At 38.4% G+C, this 17661-nt stretch carries 15 protein-coding genes and 1 tRNA gene; 15 read left to right on the top strand and 1 reads right to left on the bottom strand.

The annotated features are described in order from the left end of the window. The first annotated feature begins 137 nt into the window (after positions 1-137). Together obgE and alsS are read left to right on the top strand one after the other, a co-directional pair. Positions 138-1457, top strand: coding sequence for a GTPase ObgE (gene obgE, locus RHP64_RS02565; protein ID WP_011679353.1), 1320 nt, complete (start codon positions 138-140; stop codon positions 1455-1457). Positions 1458-1637: 180 nt separating this feature from the next. Continuing rightward, a complete protein-coding gene (gene alsS, locus RHP64_RS02570; protein ID WP_025267839.1) occupies positions 1638-3323 on the top strand; it encodes an acetolactate synthase AlsS in 1686 nt (561 codons plus the stop codon). Between the two features lie 513 nt (positions 3324-3836). Here the strand turns inward: alsS and RHP64_RS02575 are convergent. After that, positions 3837-5066, bottom strand: a complete 1230-nt coding sequence (locus RHP64_RS02575; protein WP_011679355.1) for an aminopeptidase — start codon at positions 5064-5066, stop codon at positions 3837-3839. Between the two features lie 144 nt (positions 5067-5210). Here RHP64_RS02575 and RHP64_RS02580 point away from each other — a divergent pair, with 144 nt between their 5' ends. From RHP64_RS02580 to recG, 13 genes are all read left to right on the top strand, one after another. After that, the gene (locus RHP64_RS02580) at positions 5211-5948 is read left to right on the top strand and encodes a GH25 family lysozyme (RefSeq protein ID WP_025267840.1); all 738 of its coding nucleotides are present in this window, start codon (positions 5211-5213) and stop codon (positions 5946-5948) included. Beyond that, complete coding sequence (locus RHP64_RS02585; RefSeq protein ID WP_025267841.1) at positions 5945-6949, top strand: Gfo/Idh/MocA family protein; 1005 nt, start codon at positions 5945-5947, stop codon at positions 6947-6949. The genes RHP64_RS02580 and RHP64_RS02585 overlap by 4 nt, the downstream gene beginning before the upstream one ends. A gap of 1 nt (position 6950) precedes the next feature. Then, on the top strand, positions 6951-8246 hold the full coding sequence (locus RHP64_RS02590; protein WP_025267842.1) for a DEAD/DEAH box helicase: 1296 nt from the start codon (positions 6951-6953) through the stop codon (positions 8244-8246). A gap of 190 nt (positions 8247-8436) precedes the next feature. Continuing rightward, the gene (gene mutM / locus RHP64_RS02595) at positions 8437-9270 is read left to right on the top strand and encodes a bifunctional DNA-formamidopyrimidine glycosylase/DNA-(apurinic or apyrimidinic site) lyase (protein WP_025267843.1); all 834 of its coding nucleotides are present in this window, start codon (positions 8437-8439) and stop codon (positions 9268-9270) included. 1 nt (position 9271) lies between these two features. After that, complete coding sequence (locus tag RHP64_RS02600) at positions 9272-10006, top strand: DUF975 family protein (RefSeq protein WP_014324389.1); 735 nt, start codon at positions 9272-9274, stop codon at positions 10004-10006. Further along, a complete protein-coding gene (gene coaE / locus RHP64_RS02605; protein ID WP_025267844.1) occupies positions 10007-10627 on the top strand; it encodes a dephospho-CoA kinase in 621 nt (206 codons plus the stop codon). Beyond that, on the top strand, positions 10614-11903 hold the full coding sequence (locus RHP64_RS02610) for a DnaD domain protein (RefSeq protein WP_025267845.1): 1290 nt from the start codon (positions 10614-10616) through the stop codon (positions 11901-11903). Before coaE ends, RHP64_RS02610 begins: the two co-directional genes overlap by 14 nt. A 7-nt stretch (positions 11904-11910) precedes the next feature. Beyond that, the gene (gene dnaI, locus RHP64_RS02615) at positions 11911-12858 is read left to right on the top strand and encodes a primosomal protein DnaI (RefSeq protein WP_004164550.1); all 948 of its coding nucleotides are present in this window, start codon (positions 11911-11913) and stop codon (positions 12856-12858) included. Continuing rightward, positions 12855-13940, top strand: a complete 1086-nt coding sequence (locus RHP64_RS02620) for a YibE/F family protein (protein WP_025267846.1) — start codon at positions 12855-12857, stop codon at positions 13938-13940. The genes dnaI and RHP64_RS02620 overlap by 4 nt, the downstream gene beginning before the upstream one ends. After that, positions 13940-14716 carry a YibE/F family protein gene (locus RHP64_RS02625; protein ID WP_014324393.1) on the top strand — a complete coding sequence of 259 codons (777 nt, stop codon included), beginning with the start codon at positions 13940-13942 and terminating at the stop codon, positions 14714-14716. Before RHP64_RS02620 ends, RHP64_RS02625 begins: the two co-directional genes overlap by 1 nt. A 40-nt stretch (positions 14717-14756) precedes the next feature. After that, a complete protein-coding gene (locus RHP64_RS02630; RefSeq protein ID WP_010289461.1) occupies positions 14757-15059 on the top strand; it encodes a hypothetical protein in 303 nt (100 codons plus the stop codon). Positions 15060-15186: 127 nt separating this feature from the next. Then, positions 15187-15257, top strand: a tRNA-Cys gene (locus RHP64_RS02635). A gap of 338 nt (positions 15258-15595) precedes the next feature. Continuing rightward, positions 15596-17626, top strand: a complete 2031-nt coding sequence (gene recG / locus RHP64_RS02640) for an ATP-dependent DNA helicase RecG (protein WP_025267847.1) — start codon at positions 15596-15598, stop codon at positions 17624-17626. Positions 17627-17661 lie beyond the last annotated feature (35 nt).

A 17661-nucleotide genomic window follows, 5' to 3' on the forward strand; every position in this document is an offset into this window, starting at 1 on the left:
TTAATTATTCGCAAGCTCTTCGTTGTAGAGCAGTAAAGGAGAAAAGGCGCCGCAGGATAGTCAGCTAAACGATTAAGTTAAATGTTAATTTTTTGGTTTACAAGCAAAGAATATATCTGCTCGCGCTCTATATAGATATGGCATTCGTAGATCAAGCACAAATAGAAGTAAAGGCCGGAAAAGGCGGTGACGGTATTGTTTCATTCCGTCATGAAAAATTCGTAGCAATGGGTGGACCTTTTGGTGGTGATGGTGGTCATGGTGGCTCAATCATCTTTAAAGTAGATGAAGGCCTGCGCACACTAATGGATTTTCGTTATAATCGGCATTTTAAAGCTCAACCAGGTGGCAATGGTGGCACGAAAGGGATGACCGGTGCTTCAGCTGATAACCGTGTCGTTAAGGTGCCACAAGGTACCACCGTTAGCGACGCTGATACAGGTGAAGTATTGGCTGACATGCTTGAAAACGGCCAAGAACTTGTGGTCGCTAAAGGCGGACGTGGCGGACGTGGAAATATTCATTTTGCTACGCCAGCAAACCCAGCGCCAGAATTGTCAGAAAACGGTGAACCTGGCCAAATTAGGAATCTAAAGCTAGAGCTTAAGGTACTGGCTGATGTTGGTTTAGTTGGATTTCCTTCTGCCGGTAAATCAACGCTCCTGTCAGTTGTTTCAAATGCTAAACCAAAAGTAGCGGCTTATCATTTTACAACATTATCACCAAACATTGGTATGGTTCGTCTAGACGACGATCGTGATTTTGTTATGGCTGACTTACCAGGATTAATTGAAGGGGCTTCTCAAGGTATCGGGCTAGGGTTCCAATTCTTACGTCATGTGGAACGAACTAAAGTTATTCTGCATCTAGTTGACATGTCAGGTATTGAGGGAACAGATCCCTACACACAATATCGTAAAATACTAGATGAGCTACAACAATATGATGAAACGATTTTAAACCGGCCACAAATTGTTGTACCAACTAAGATGGACATGCCTGACTCTGAAGAAAATCTTGCCAAGTTTAGGAAAGAAGTTGCTACTGATTCTGGGTTACCCATCCAACCAGAAATTGTACCAATATCATCAATCACACGTGATGGTGTCAAGGACTTAATGCGTTTAACAGCAGATATGTTAGCTACAGCACCTGCGCCTGAAAGTTATCGACCAGAGACCAAAAATGATACATCTGAAAAGAGCTACACGTTCAAACCGGAAACACATGATTTCACAGTCGAGTGGATTGCGGATGAAGAACGTTGGTTGCTTAGCGGTGCTGAAATCGAGAAGTTATTCTTAATGACTAATATTCAGCGTGACGCAACAATTATGCGATTTGCTCGTCAACTACGTCATATGGGCGTTGATGATAAACTTCGTGAAGCTGGAGCTAAAGATGGTGACGATGTTCGCATCAATAATTCCGACTTCGTATTTGAATTTAGTGAATAAAATATTCTCAAAAAGGTTTGTCAACAAGACGAACCTTTTTTTATAATTTTTAAAGAGCAATATCTGTTCTTGTGAAAATAATACCTTGTTGTATAAGCGATCTTCACAATTTTAAGGCTACTCAAATTTAATCAAGAGTGCTATGATGAAAATACTAAGATAAGGTGAGGCAAATGAATCATGGCAAATAAAAAATATGGTGCAGATATTGTTACCGATAGTTTAGTCAATCATGGTGTTGATTTAGTTTTTGGAATTCCAGGTGCTAAAATTGATCGTTTATTCGAAACATTAGAACATCCAGCCGAAGGTCAAAGAGTACCTAAATTAGTTGTTGCACGTCACGAACAAAATGCAGCTTTTATGGCACAAGCATTTGCTCGTATAACAGGAAAAACAGGTGTTGTTATTGCCACCTCAGGTCCTGGTGTCGGCAACTTAGCTACTGGATTAATGACAGCAACCGCTGAAAGCGATCCTATTGTAGCCATTGGTGGTCAAGTACCGAGAAATGATTTATATCGTTTGACTCATCAATCAACAAATTCAGTTGCATTGTTTAGTCCGATCACAAACCTCGCTTCAGAAATTCAAGATCCAAATAATATTTCAGAAATTATCGCTAATGCTTTTGCAGCCGCTAATGGCGCTAAAAAAGGTGCGACTTTTGTTTCATTGCCACAAGATGTAGACGATGCACAAGTAACTATTGAAGCACTTCCTAAAATTACCCCTGCACAGCAAGGCGCAGCCGCTATTAAGGATATTGATTGGTTAGCTGAACAAATTAAGGCTGCAAAATTACCGGTGTTGCTTGTGGGATCACGTGGATCTGATGATGCTACCGTTACTGCACTACACCAATTACTGAAACAAACAACTTTGCCAGTCGTTGAAACTTTCCAAGGCGCTGGTGTAATTTCACGCGAATTAGAACCGGAAACATTTTTCGGCCGTATTGGCCTATTCCGTAATCAAACTGGCGACAAACTGCTAAAGCAATCTGATTTAGTGATTACACTGGGTTATGACGCGATTGAATATGAGCCACGTAACTGGAACAAAGAAAACAATCTGAACATTGTCGCTTTGGATACAACACCGGTTCAAATTGATAATAATTTTGTACCGCAACGGCAGTTGGTCGGGGACTTAGCACAGAGCCTACGTTTGTTGATAGAACGTCTTAATGGATATGAATTGCCAACCACTAGCAAAGAAGTGCTAAAAAAATTGAAAGCAGATCTACGAGCATCTGACGAACCTTCTTATACCCCAGCACAAGGAAATTTGAACCATCCGTTGGATGTTATTAAGTCGATTCAAGCCCATGTGACAGATGACATGACAGTATCAACAGACATCGGTTCACACTATATTTGGATGGCACGTCATTTCAAGTCTTATGTTGCGCGTCACTACCTTATCTCTAATGGCATGCAAACACTTGGGGTAGGGTTACCTTGGGCTTTAGCGGCAGCAATGGTTCGTCCTAATGCCAAATCGGTATCAGTATCTGGTGATGGTGGTTTCTTCTTCTCAGCGATGGAATTAGAAACAGCAGTACGTTTAGGATTAAATACAGTCCACATCGTTTGGAATGATAATGCATATTACGATATGGTCAAGTTCCAAGAGGAAATGAAATACAACGGCCAGTCAGCAGGGGTTAAGTTTGGTAACATTGATTTGGTTAAGTATGCTGAAAGTTTTGGGGCCAAAGGCTTACACGTTGAAACACCAGATGACCTTGATACTGTGCTAGACGAGGCATTTTCAACACAAGGACCTGTTGTTGTTGATATTCCGGTAGATTATTCACATAACTATGAGCTTGGTTCACAATTGATTGGTTCTGAAGGATAACATTATTACTAAGTTTTATAATTAAAAAGGAACAGGCGCAACATTAGCCTGTTCCTTTTCTATATGTTAAACTGGTTTTTCTATAGTTCGTGTTAATAGGATGCTTTCAAAGACCACAAATACAAGTAACTGAGGCCAAAAGGTAAGGCCTAGAATATTGTTTGTAAAGATATTAGTGAGTACGAAAGTGCAGCCGATATAACAAAAATAGTATAGCGACAATAATTTATAGGGGACACTAGAATTATTTGTTAAACGAGGCAACTGAAGTAAATAAATTAATGCAATTAGGGTTGTAATGATTATCATAAATCGGAATCTTATACTACTTTGGGGATGAAAATACCAAAAATCAACATGACCTATAATTGCGATAAAAATAATGAAAAATAGATCATAAAGTCTTTTTGACCTTGGTCGGCCACCATCCCAATTATCTAATAGATTATTAAACATACGTAAACCTCTAACCTAGTGTATCACTTATTCGAAGTTTGGGCAGGATGCAGGAACTTATGCCCAATCACCTGAACGGAATACTGGTACAACCTCACCATCTTGAGTGACACCATCAATGTCCATATCATTTGATCCAATCATAAAGTCAACATGTTCATCTGAAATATTCCATCCGCGCTTCGCTAAATTCTCCGGTTTTTCTGTTTTTCCACCTGAAATATTAGAAGCATAAGCAGCACCGATGGCCAAATGATCGGAAGCATTTTCATCAAAGAGGGTATTGTAGAATAAAATACCACTTTGTGCAATTGGTGAAGGGTCGGGTACTAGAGAAACTTCACCTAGTGATTTAGACCCTTCGTCAGTATTGATGATTTTTTCTAATACATCTAATCCAGAAGTAGCTTGTGCTTTGACAATGCGACCGTCTTCAAAATCTAATTCAATATTTTCAATGACATTACCTTGATAAGACAGTGGAAGCGTTGCTGCCACATGACCATGGATATTACGGTTATCTGGTGCTGTAAAGACTTCCTCAGTCGGCATGTTTGGAATGAAGATGTTGCCGGCTTTATCTTGGGAGTAAGCAGCCTCCCAGACATGACCTTCAGCTAATCCAATTGTGAAAGCAGATTTTGCGTTTTTGTAATGTAGTTCTTTGAAATTTTGTTCGTTTAACCAATCGGCTTTGTTTTTGAGTTTGTTGATGTGTAGATCCCAGTTATCCACTGCATCACTATCATCATCAATACGCACATCTTTGAGAATTTCTTCCCACAAGCGGTTCACTGCATCTTGTCCTTTTAAATCTGGGAATACTTTTTCTGCCCATTCTTGACCAGCTGCTGCCACAACAAGCCATGAGATATCATCTTTCATCGTTGCTTCACGAACGCGGAATAATGCTTTTTGATTGGCTTTTGTCAATGTAGCTAATCTTTCTGCATCAACGTCAGCCAAACCATCAGGATCCTGTGAAATTAATGAAATGCGGGAGGCGTATTTGTCCATTAATTCATTTGCTTTAGTTACCTGATAATTTGGTACTTCCTTCAGACGGTCTAGCGACGTATGATTTAGAAATTCTTTGGCGATCGTTTGATCTGACCATTCCATAACAACCTCGTGAGCACCTGCTTTATAAGCTTCGGCAACAATTTTACGAGCAAAATAAGCTTCGTCAACTGCTGCGTAAAGGATTATTGTTTGTCCTGGTTGGACATTAACCCCTTTTTTTACGATGAGTTCAGCGTACTTGTTGAGTTTTGTTTCTAAAGACATGTTTTCTCTCCGTATGAGTAAATTTAGTTTGTCTGTCAATTTTCCCATTAATGCACCATGTTAGCAAGTTTTTTGTTATTGATTTATCATTTTCGTAAGGCATGTTAATAGGCGTAAGTATCTATTTTCTTGTATAATAATAGTATGGAAAATGTATTTGCAAGTGCCTCACAATATAAAACTAAAAAATTACTAACATTTACTTCTTGGCTATTGATTCTGTCTGGTATTGTTTGTTCATTTACTGTCTGGGTTTTTGCGAAACCAGTGGTGACACAAACAAATACAATTCCTAGCGGCTTTTCAGTGCAGGGTGTGTCAATTAACCAAACATCTAACTATGTTGATTTTAATAATCTAGCAAGTAATGGTGTGAGCTTTGTTTATATGCGCACGACATCTGGTAGTTCGGTCATGGATGGTGGTTATAAATCGAGTTTTTCCCGCGCTAAATCAGCTCATTTGAAAGTTGGGACCATTCATGTTTATGATGCGAGCGTCACAGCAGCGACACAAGCACAATACTATATTGACAATGTGGGAAACAATATTGGTGAGCTGCCAATTGCAATTTCAGTGACGGCTGATCAGATTAGTACGGCAACATCCAAGCAACGTTTAGCATCGCTAGTCCAAATACTAGCTTCGCACTATAATCATGACATGATTATTTATACGACACCAAATGTTCAAAAGAAGTTGTCGTCCACAATTTCCAAAACAAAATATTGGTTGATTGAAGACAATACAAAAAATACAGACAGCAAGAACTTATTTATTCAATATGATGAAGATCAAACAATTGGATCAGGGTTGAAGGCAATTAAAATGCCAACGACAGTGTTTAATGGCACGCAAAAACAATTTGAGGTGTACAAATGATTAAATTGGGTATTATTGGTACAAGCTGGATCACGGCAATGTTCATTGATGCAGTAATAAAAACAAAAGCGTATGATTTAACAACAGTCTATTCACGTTCACAAGCTAGTGGTGAAAAATTTTTAGCATCATTAGACCTTGATACAGACAATGTTGATGTAGTTACTACTTTAAGTGATTTATATCAAAATATTGATGTGGTTTATATAGCATCACCGAACGCTTTGCATTTTGAACAGGCTAAGGTAGCCATTCAGTCCGGCGTTCACGTGATTGTTGAAAAACCTTCGTTTAGTAATCCAACAGAGTTTGAAAAAATAGAATCTCTGCTAGCAACACATCCAGATGTGCGTTTATTTGAGGCTGCTCGCCATGTTCATCAACCAAATTTCAAGGCCATTCAGGAAACAGTCGCTAAGATGGATCAGTTACAAGGGGCAACGCTAGTTTATCAAAAGTACTCATCCCGTTATGATGCTTACTTAGCTGGGCAGGAGCCAAATGTTCTGACGAGAGAGTTCAGTGCTGGCGCGTTATATGATTTGGGCGTCTATCCAATTTACGCAGCGTTGGCTGTTTATGGTGCGCCTAATGCCGTACAGTATTTACCTAGACTATTACGTAACGGGGCCGATGGTAGTGGTGTAGCCAATCTATTTTACGACAATTTTAATGTAACTGTTATCTTCGGTAAAACTTCAAATTCGTATTTACCAAGCGAGTTTTATGGATTAAAGGATACAATTAGTGTCAGCAATATTGCAGAGCTTGAAAAGGTTACTTATTATGATGGTGAAGGAAACAATAATCATTTAGGAGATGTACCCGAAGAAAATCCCATGATTCGTGAGAGTCAGGATTTTGCAAATATTATTAACGACCCAACTAAAAATCACGCTGAATATAGTCAGTGGTTTCAGTTGGCGAAGCAAGTGAACCAGACATTGTTTGACTTGCGTCAGTCTGCAGGCATTGAGTTTCCTGCAGATATAAAGGAATAAAATGAAACCTGAACTTTTAGAAAAATTTAACGCCTCTTTTGATACACCAACGCCTATACAAAGTGCTGTTTGGCAACGCTTGACGGATGGCGATTCAATATTTGGTTTAGCACCAACTGGAACTGGTAAGACATTAGCTTTTGTATTACCAGTTTTATCTCGTATTGACACGAACTTGAAACGTACACAAGTATTGATTCTGGCGCCCAGCCAAGAATTGGCCATGCAAACAACACAGGTCGCTCGAGAATGGGGGAATGTTGTTGGTGCAAGTGTAGCTAGTTTAATTGGTGGCGCAAATGGCCGTCGACAAGCTGATAAAATCAAGAAAGACAAGCCGCACATTGTAGTTGGCACTTTGGGTCGTGTGCTGACAATGGTAGACGGTGGCGTACTAAAATTAGATCATATTGCAACCGTTATTTTTGATGAGGCTGATGCAATGTTAACTGAGGAACGTCATGACAGTTTACAGGAGCTAGCAGATAAGTTGCCTTCACATATTCAATTAGGATTGTTTTCAGCAACTTCTGGTGTGGATCTAAACTATGTCAGCGACACGTTTGAACAAAAAGTGCATCCGATTTCTGTGGGAACAGATGCGCCGGTATCTATTAAGCATGAATTCCAGTACGTGGATCAACGTGCAAAAGAAAAAGTATTAATACAATTAGCCCGAAATAATCAACAGGCTTTGGTATTCTTTAATACAATCAGTGCTTTAGTGAATATGCAAGCTACCTTGCGACACGCTCATGTGAGTGTTATGAGCATCGGTAGTAATGACAAGCGCCAAGTGCAACGTGCAGACGCTTTGCGTTTATTCAAAAAAGGTGAAGTAACTTTATTGTTAGTAACTGATGTTGCGGCGCGAGGATTAGATATTGAAGATCTGCCATTAGTAGTGAATGCACAATTGCCACAACGTAAGAAAAACTATGTCCACAGGACGGGACGAACAGGACGTATGGGAAAAATAGGTCGTGTATTGAATCTTGGTAACGATCATGACATTCGTGACCTGAAAAGAGAATTAGGGGATAGCTTTAATCTAGACAAAGCAGAAAACTTGTTTGAAAAAAGTATACAGTCCCAAGAAAAGACTGTCACAAAAGATACAAACACAAATGATGTTTCATCTGTCTCTAAAGCCAAAAAGTCCTCAAGTGCCGCTCCTTTGGTAACAAAAAAAGAAGTTATAGTTGAGCCTACTACAAAAGTTAAAAAGAAGAAACGTGCAAAAAGTTCTAAAGATAAGGGAAAACCAAAGTGGGCTAAGAACGGGAAAACGAAGTGATTGGGTTAGCTTGATACTTGGTTATTTGCGTGACAATATGATATAAAGTTAAAAGCGCACACAATATTTGATTGGGTGCGCTTTAGTGCCTGTGTGTTAAAATAATGTAATATAGAAATAATGCAAGGCAAATTTATAAAATCAAGCTATAAAACAATTAGTCTTGTTTTACAAGACAGCAGGAGGGAAGATGCCAGAACTACCAGAAGTTGAAACAGTCAGACGTGGGCTTGAAAAACTAATTATTGGCAGCAAAATTATTGATGTACAGTTACTTTACCCAAAAGTTATTACTGGTGATGGGCAGCAGTTCATCACCGGTGTCATGAACACAGAATTTAAACAAATTGATCGTCGTGGCAAATATTTATTACTACGTTTAGCGAATAATCATACGATTGTTTCGCACCTACGAATGGAAGGACAATATTCAGTAGAGTCCCTTGAGACGGTCCCTTATAAACATACAGAGATTGTCTTTGAATTATCTGATAAGCGAGCTTTGTTTTACAATGACACGAGACGCTTTGGGCGCATGGCGTTGACCACAACTGGTTTTGAAAACACAGAAGTGCCTTCGTTGTCCAAATTAGGACCAGAACCGACAGAGGAGCAGCTGACTTTATCTTATATGAAGGCCATTTTTTCAAAGTCTAGAAGGCCTGTTAAAACATTTTTATTGGATCAAACACAAATAGCTGGTATTGGTAATATTTATGCTGATGAGGTTCTGTGGCAAAGCAAAATTCATCCCAAAACGCCGGCCAATGTACTAGATGAAGTTCAACTGAGTGTTCTTAGAGCAAACATCATTTCAGAAATTAAACGAGCGATTAAGCATCATGGTACAACAGTGCATAGTTTTAGTAATGTTTTTGGTGAGGTGGGCAAGTTTCAAAATGAATTACAGGCTTATGGGCATGCTGGCGAACCATGTTTACGTTGCAATACGCCAATGGTTAAAATAAAAGTTGGTCAACGTGGCACGACATTTTGTCCATTTTGTCAAGTGGAGAAGGATTAATATGAATCAAGAACCAATAAGTATTATTGACGTCAAACGCGACGCAAAGAAATTGATGAAGGGTCGACTAGGAACAGCTATCAAAATTAATATTATCGCGATTATTGTGACAGTGACGACCTTATCAATGATGACTTTCACAGTGTATGCGATGATCAAAGACGCCAATCTAATGTCTAGCGCTGATGTTTCTTCAACAACAACATCTCTGGGTCTGAATCCGAGCGAAGTAATTGTTTCAGTATTGCAAGATGCAGCTGGGCTAACATTTATGTGGTCTGTTTCTTGGACAATTATTGATTGGTTTAATAATCCTAAAAAGAATCCAAGATTCATTCAAACTTTTCAAATATTTAATAATGGTAAATTTGCGCAAAGTCTGCTATTAGCCGTCGTGCAGTCCATGTTGACTTTCCTTTGGACGATGCTGTTTACAATTCCCGGATTGATTAAGCATTATTCCTACGCTCAAACGTATTTTAGTTATAAACTAGATTTGGATGCTGGAAAACAAGCCAATGCATTGACAGATTATATTACACGTAGCCGAAAAATAATGAATGGCCGTAAGTGGGAATTATTTTTATTAGACTTGAGTTTTATTGGTTGGCATTTATTAGGAATATTGACAGCTGGTTTGGCTTACATTTATGTTATTCCTTATTTGAATGCTACTAAGGTAGCTTATTCACGTCGGTTATTTAAGCTAAATAATGAAGTAAGCGAGGAACAGTAAATGTTGACAGTTGGTTTAACAGGTGGAATTGCTACAGGGAAATCAACAGTTAGCGCTTTGTTGCGCCAAGCAGGTTTTCCAATTGTTGACGCAGATATAGTGGCTCGTGAAGTTGTTGAGCCAGGAACGCCAACGCTTGAGAAAATTAAATTAGCGTTTGGTCCAGGGATAATTGACAATGGCGTATTAGATCGACGTAAGCTTGGTCAAATTGTCTTTGAAGATGGTGCCCAATTAAAAAAATTAAATGATATTATGCAACCAGCCATTAGCAGTGCTATGGCAGATAAAATTAATTTTTGGCGTTTACAAAATGTGCCAATATTAGTCCTGGATGTGCCATTGTTATTTGAACGAGACTATGATAAAAATAAGTTAGTAGACAAAATAATTGTTGTTACTGCTAGCGAAGAAATCCAATTATCTCGTTTGGAAAATCGTGATCAACTTAGTAATATGGAGGCACGTAATCGTGTAAAGGCACAGTTACCAATGACGCAGAAAATTGCGAGAGCTGATTATGTTATAGACAATAATGGCCGTATCGAAGAGCTACAGGAACAAGTTGCAGTTTTAATCAAAAAAATAAAGGAGATCGCGTCAACGCATGATGCAAAATGATGGCACAATTGAGTTTCACGCTAAGGCTGGTGTTTTTGTGCAGTCAAACACACCAATCACATTGACTGATTTAGATCGTGCTTTTGATTTATACACGCCGTTTATTGGTGCAACTGGATATGCATTGTACCATATGTTGGTAAGAGAATTACCCTACAATACACAACTAGATGCACGTGAAGATCATAATTTTATTTTAGATAGTCTGAATGTCAGTTTACCCGATTTTGTTAAGGTTCGTCGTCGTTTAGAAGCGGTTGGCCTATTGACGACACTTTATACGGAAGATGCTTTGGGAGAAATTTATACGTATCAATTATTTGCTCCGCTTGACGTTGACAGTTTTTTCAAAGAAAAATTATTGGCCGGACTATTGTTTAAATATGTTGGGGAAGAACGTTATTTAACACTCCAGAAACGATATGCTACACAAGGACAACCAAACGTGAAGGGGGATAATATATCCGCCAAGTTTTTACAGGTCTTCAAGCACGACACAGCTACCTCATTACCAACAGTTGAAGTAAAAGCAAGTCATGGCAAAATTGAAATAGAAGATGACTTTAATTTTGAAAACTTTACCGGCTTAGTGAGAGGTACAACAATAGAAAAGTTGGCACAACATCGTGATTTCTTAGTATCGATGCACGTGATCTACGGTGTTGATGAGGTGACGCTGGCTGGCTACACCTCCCAGGCAATCTCATTAGATACGCATGATGTTGACGAAAAGATTTTGCAGCAAGTTATGCGTCAGAATCGTACAACCGTCGTTGCAGAGCCGGTGGTCTCACAGCCAGTACAACAAAACCGTTCCAGAGAAATGTTACAATTAGTTCAAGATGCAAAAACATTAGCGCCTAATGCCTTTATTGAAGATGTTAAGTTTAAAAAAGGTGGCGGATTTGTGACACGAAATGAATATTATTTCATCAGTAAAATGATCAAAGATGTGCGCCTCAAAGCAGAGGTTGTCAACATGTTGGTTTGGTACGAGTTGGGTAAACGAAATCGTGATACTGTCAATGTTGATACAGCGGAAACAATTGCTAATTCATGGTTGAAAATGCATGTGAATTCGGCTGAAGCAGCACTAGATGCAATTGAAAAATATCAACCTAGTCGCCCTACAAAGCGAAACTATACCAAAAAAGTGACGCGTGTCGAACCAAAAATGCCTTCTGATACTTCCCAAAATAAGCCAGCAACTTCTGTGGATGAAGTAGCGGAAGCCTTAGCTGAACTAAAAAAGTTGAATATTAAGACTAAGAATTGAGATTAATATGCAGAATTTATCTGAAGTACTCAAGCAATTTCAGCAACAATATGCTAATAAAGCTAATTTATCGGATATTATTGAATCCATTGGAAAGGATCAAGATATACGTTCTTTTTGGAATGAGCATCAAGATGAATTGAACTCAGATGCTTTTCAACTTAAAATGGGTGATCTGTATGAGTACATTCAACAAAAGAAAAGAATTGCAGCTGGGGAAAAAGTTCTCTATCCAGGATATTATCCACAGTTAACGATTGAAAAAGGTTATCCAATAGTTCATTATGTTGCTGATGAAAAAACACGCAAACAATTAATGCAACGTGAAAAACTGACTTTGTACAAAATGCCAAAATCTGTTCGTTCAGCAGATTGGAGCACTATCGGGCAGGAAATCATTGATCATGCCCAAGAGGAACAGGGTAAAACGGAAGCATTTGTTTCGCTCAATAAAATTCTAAAAAGCTTAACTAGTACGGTCCAAAATAACTTTGTTCAAGGTATTTATTTATACGGTGATTTTGGCGTAGGTAAAACATATATGATGGGGGCTCTTGCTAACGCATTGGCCGTTAATAACATAGGCGTTATGTTATTACATTTCCCTTCATTTATTAGTGATTTGAAGGCAACATTTGATCATAAAAATGAATCTTTGGATGAATTATTAAGTAAGGCAAAAAGTGTTTCTGTGTTAATTCTTGACGATGTTGGCGCAGATACGTTGACAGCGTGGAGCCGAGATTCGATTCTTGGTATTATTTTGGAATACCGTATGCAAAATGAGTTAACAACTTTTTTTACCTCTAATTTTGATGCGAATGGGTTTGAACAATATCTGTCGCAAACTAGGGAAGGTAATGAACCTATTAAAGCTGCTAGACTCATGCAAAGAGTGAAGTTTCTAGCTAAGCCGGTCCAAATGACAGGAAAAAATAAACGGTTAGAAAATTGATATTCCTAAAAAAAACAAAAAATTATTGGTTTGTGGCCATTGCCGTAATTGCTGCTTGGTTTCTATTGAGATCTGATTCATTTTTGTATCAAGAGCCAGTAGGGCAGGTTACGCATGTCAAAGTTCAGTCCAAACAAAAAACGACAGATGAGCATAATAATACAGATAATATTTATCATCAACAATTAACGGTTAAACTGTTAAACAGAAACAAAATCATTAAGTTGACAAATCAATACACCGATTCGCAAACTGTGACACATAAGTACAAAGTTGGAGACCAGCTATTATTAACAGGGCATGCGGGACATTTTCGCATTATATCTCTTAAACGTGACGCAGTCATCGGATCTTTAGTTGTTTTACTATTAGGGCTGTTATTGATTTACGGAAAATGGCGTGCGACGTCATGGCTAACCCTCAGCCTTGTCGCTAATGTGATTCTTTTTGCGATTGCATTATATATAGATGTTCATCTTAAAAATCCGAATGTCATTTTGATTTTTAGTATTTTAGCTATCGTTGTAGCCTCACTGAGTTTGGTATTAGTATTGGGCAGAACCCTTCAGATGGTGGTTACGCTTTTGGCAACTCTTTTATCAACGGTCCTTACGATGTTCATTATGTTTGTTGCCCTTAAAATTACAGGTAATGAAGGTGTTCATTTTGAAACAATGTCGTACGTAACGCAAGTGCCAGTGACTTTGTTTATCGCCCAAACGATTATTGGTGTTCTAGGAGCGGTTATGGATGAAGCTGCAGATATTGTTGCTGCGTTATTTGGTCTGCGTCGTGAAAAAATTGATCGTCACTTCAAGGACTATTGGCATGCGGGAATGAATGTTGGGCGCGATATTATGGGTACATTAATTAATGTACTATTCATGATTTTCATTGCGGAAACAATGCCGATGGTTTTTTTGATGCTACGAAATGGCAATAATTGGCCCTATATACTTGACCAAATTATGAACCTAGGTATTTTACAGACAGTTATTTCTGGAATCGGCATTGTATTAGCTGTCCCTGTCACTAGTGCTTTGGTTGGCTGGATTGCTGAGCGATACAAGGTGGTGGACTAATGAATGCAATTGGATTATTAATAATTATTTTATTTATTTTAATGGTATTTGTTGGCGGTGTTCAGGGAATGAAAGCTTTTGTAGGCTTGGTGTTGAACTTTATCGTCATTTTCATTTTAATGATTTTAATCAATTGGCAATTTAATGCATACATTGTTACGGCTTTAATGAGTGTCATTATTTTGGCTCTTGCAATTTATTTAGGTGCAGAAAATCAATTTGTGACTAATACAGCTTTTAAGACAAGCTTAATAGTTGTGTCAATTTTGATGGTAGTGGCGATTTTGGTTCAGCATTTAGGCCAGTTTCAAGGATTTGCAACCGAAAATTCGGAAGAACTGGAAGGCTTATCGTTGAATGTCGGTCTTCCTTTCACAAAGGTCGCTGTAATTGTAATGGTTATATCCATTTTAGGGGCTGTTGCTGAAGCCGCAATGGCTATTGTGGCGGACTTGAATGAGGTTATAGAGCGTACACCAAATTTGAGCAAAAAAAGTCTATATGCGCATGCACATATTATCGGTGGGCAAATATTAGGTACAGCTATTAACACACTTTTCTTTGGGGTTTTAGGGGCCAATCTACCGCTTTTAATCTGGTTTATTCGCTTACGGTATTCAATCGCAATGTTTTTTAATGCAAAGTTATTAATGATGGAAGTTGTTACAATGTTGTTGGGTATGCTAGGAATTTTGATGAGTATCTGGGTAGCTAGTCGATTAGTTGTACATGAATATGTGAAAATACAAAGCAAAAATATGAGAAAAGGAGAATGAAGTCCACTTCTAAGACTTCATTATTAAAACTTAATTCACTATGAAAGAAACTTTTGATTTAATTGAACGAATCACACGTAATGACGGCAGTTCTTATTTTGAACTAGGAAACATCCCTCATAATGGTCGTGCTGAGTATGCGGCTGAACACGGGTTTATTCAAAGTGTTCAGATTTTGAAAGTGAACATACCACGCTCCACTCACGTAGAAAAAGTGGAAGAGTATATTAATTCACACTATAAACTATTGCCTTTGGAATATGATGGCTGGGAAGAATGGGTTAAGACACCTGAAATTGAAGAAGAGTTACAAAGAATACTTTTGGATAATCGGTTGGGCTAACTGAAAACCGTATTTAAAGACCGATTAGTAACAATGTATATGAAAAGTAACCAAAATGTTGTAATTTTGATCAATTTTATATATAATTAAGAGCGTTGTTGTTTGATGTGACAACGCAAATAAGTTTGGTAGTGTAGCCAAGTGGTAAGGCAACGGTCTGCAAAACCGTGATCGCCGGTTCGACTCCGGTTACTACCTTCTAAATATGATAAACGCTGTAAAATTTTATGGATGCTAGTTTAATTGAACAAGCTGACATTATAATTTTAGCAGTGTTTTTTATATAAGAAATAGTTATGATTGAAGATTTTGCCTGCAAGCGAATAAAAAGCTATTTGGTGAAAAAATAGATAACATGAAAAATATTGTTGATGTCTTTCAACCATTGAATTGATGTTAGCGTTTGACGAGCAAATACAGGCAGACACTGCCAACTATTTTTTAAAAAATGAAGTCAAGAAATGATATAGATAGCATTGCTCTGCTGTTGCTGTTGCCACGCTATCCGTACTTTTTTATATGTTATAATATTCAAGATGATAACCCTAAATGACAATGTGAATATTTTGCCAGGTGTAGGTCCTAAGCGCCTAGATGCGTTACATGAAATTGGTATTTTTACCATTGAGGATTTAATTAATTATTTTCCATTTCGTTATGAAGACTTAGGAGAACGGCTACCCTCTGAAACATTGGATGGAGAAAAGGCTACTTTTAAGGGAATTGTGAGTACACCCGCTGTTGTGACTCGTTTTGGCAAACGATCTCAAACACGTTTTGGACTAATGATAGAGCATGAAAATATACGTGTATCATTCTTTAATCAGCCATGGATTGCTCAAAATGTCGAGGTCGGCCAAGAAGTTGCTGTTTATGGTACTTATGATGCTGCTAAAGCGTCCTTGACAGGAATGAAAGTGATCTCCAAGGCTTCCAATGAACTTGACCCAATTTACCCTTCGTCAAAACAAATAAGCGCTAAAACAATACGTCATTTGATAGAAATTGCGTGGGCTGATGTACGTGGTACAGTTGGCTCGTTAGTGCCCGATAAAATTCGTCAAAAATACCGTTTACTAGACAGAAATACGCAAATTGAAAATATGCATTTTCCCGCTGACATGGAGCAAGCTAAATTAGCACGCCGAAGTATAGCTTTTGAGGAATTTTTTATATTTCAAATGAGATTACAATTGCTCAAATTAGCTGATAAGAACTTTTCCGGTGAAGGTATTAATTATGATAGTAAAGCGCTAAACAAATTTGAAGCTGGCTTACCTTTCACATTGACGGGGGCACAACAAAAAGTTGTTTCTGAAATTTTGAAAGATCAAAAACGTCCAGTTCACATGAACCGCTTATTACAAGGTGATGTAGGTTCTGGTAAAACGGTAGTTGCAGCAATTGCATTATATGCTGTTGTCACCGCAGGAATGCAAGCTGCATTGATGGCGCCGACTGAAATTTTGGCTCAGCAACACGCCATTAATTTAGCTTCAATGTTTGAAAAATCAGGCGTTGACATTCGTATTGAACTATTGACCAGTGGTATGAAAGCTGCGGCTCGACGTCAACTATTAGAAGATTTAGCTGACGGAACAATAGATATCTTAGTTGGCACACATGCGTTGTTACAACCGGATGTAATGTTTCATCACCTAGGTTTAGCAGTGATTGACGAACAACATCGATTTGGTGTCAATCAACGTGCAAAATTACGTGAAAATGGTGTGAATCCTGATATACTAGCAATGACGGCCACGCCAATTCCTCGTACCTTATCTATCACTGCCTATGGAGAAATGGATGTATCAATAATTGATCAACTACCCAATGGTCGCAAGCAAATTCAGACACGAAAGATTAGTCATAATCAAATTGACTCGGCAATTAATTTTCTTAAACAACAACTCTCAGAGGGCGCGCAAGCATATGTTGTGACGCCTCTGATTGAAGAGTCAGAAGCATTAGATGTGCAGAATGCGCAAGCAATGTATGAAGCATTACAACTTGAACTGCCAAATGACACAATTGGCTTACTTCATGGTCGGCTCTCGAACGACGAAAAAAAAGCTTTGATGGCCGACTTTAAAAGAAACAAAATTCAGGTTTTAGTTGCTACTACAGTCATTGAAGTGGGTGTTGATGTACCCAATGCTAGTATCATGTTAATTATGGACGCAGATCGATTTGGATTGGCACAATTACACCAATTGCGCGGTCGAGTTGGTCGTGGTACGAGACAATCGTACACGATTTTAGTCGCAGATCCAAAGACCGATTATGGCCGTGCTAGGCTTGATGCAATGGTTGAGACAACAGATGGTTTTCTCTTAGCGCAAAAAGACCTAGAACTACGCGGTTCTGGCGATATATTAGGAACCAAACAGTCTGGTGTACCAGAATTTGCCGTTGGGGATCCGATTAAAGACTTGAAAATGATGGAAGTCGCTCAGCAAGAAGCAATTAGTATGGTTAGTACTGACGATTGGGATAAATCCTCTGAAAATCAGGAACTAGTGGATTACTTATCAAGAACAATGGCGCATTATCGGCACTTAGATTAAGCAGTGTTGGCGTAAGAATAGAGATTAAAAATGGA

Source organism: Leuconostoc sp. XM4, assembly GCF_055698815.1.

Excerpts from the sequence above, each read along its gene's own strand:
- obgE (WP_011679353.1), top strand. The coding sequence starts at position 138 with ATGGCATTCGTAGATCAAGCACAAATAGAAGTAAAGGCCGGAAAAGGC.
- alsS (WP_025267839.1), top strand. The coding sequence starts at position 1,638 with ATGGCAAATAAAAAATATGGTGCAGATATTGTTACCGATAGTTTAGTC.
- RHP64_RS02575 (WP_011679355.1), bottom strand. The coding sequence starts at position 5,066 with ATGTCTTTAGAAACAAAACTCAACAAGTACGCTGAACTCATCGTAAAA.
- RHP64_RS02580 (WP_025267840.1), top strand. The coding sequence starts at position 5,211 with ATGGAAAATGTATTTGCAAGTGCCTCACAATATAAAACTAAAAAATTA.
- RHP64_RS02585 (WP_025267841.1), top strand. The coding sequence starts at position 5,945 with ATGATTAAATTGGGTATTATTGGTACAAGCTGGATCACGGCAATGTTC.
- RHP64_RS02590 (WP_025267842.1), top strand. The coding sequence starts at position 6,951 with ATGAAACCTGAACTTTTAGAAAAATTTAACGCCTCTTTTGATACACCA.
- mutM (WP_025267843.1), top strand. The coding sequence starts at position 8,437 with ATGCCAGAACTACCAGAAGTTGAAACAGTCAGACGTGGGCTTGAAAAA.
- RHP64_RS02600 (WP_014324389.1), top strand. The coding sequence starts at position 9,272 with ATGAATCAAGAACCAATAAGTATTATTGACGTCAAACGCGACGCAAAG.
- coaE (WP_025267844.1), top strand. The coding sequence starts at position 10,007 with ATGTTGACAGTTGGTTTAACAGGTGGAATTGCTACAGGGAAATCAACA.
- RHP64_RS02610 (WP_025267845.1), top strand. The coding sequence starts at position 10,614 with ATGATGCAAAATGATGGCACAATTGAGTTTCACGCTAAGGCTGGTGTT.
- dnaI (WP_004164550.1), top strand. The coding sequence starts at position 11,911 with ATGCAGAATTTATCTGAAGTACTCAAGCAATTTCAGCAACAATATGCT.
- RHP64_RS02625 (WP_014324393.1), top strand. The coding sequence starts at position 13,940 with ATGAATGCAATTGGATTATTAATAATTATTTTATTTATTTTAATGGTA.
- RHP64_RS02630 (WP_010289461.1), top strand. The coding sequence starts at position 14,757 with ATGAAAGAAACTTTTGATTTAATTGAACGAATCACACGTAATGACGGC.
- recG (WP_025267847.1), top strand. The coding sequence starts at position 15,596 with ATGATAACCCTAAATGACAATGTGAATATTTTGCCAGGTGTAGGTCCT.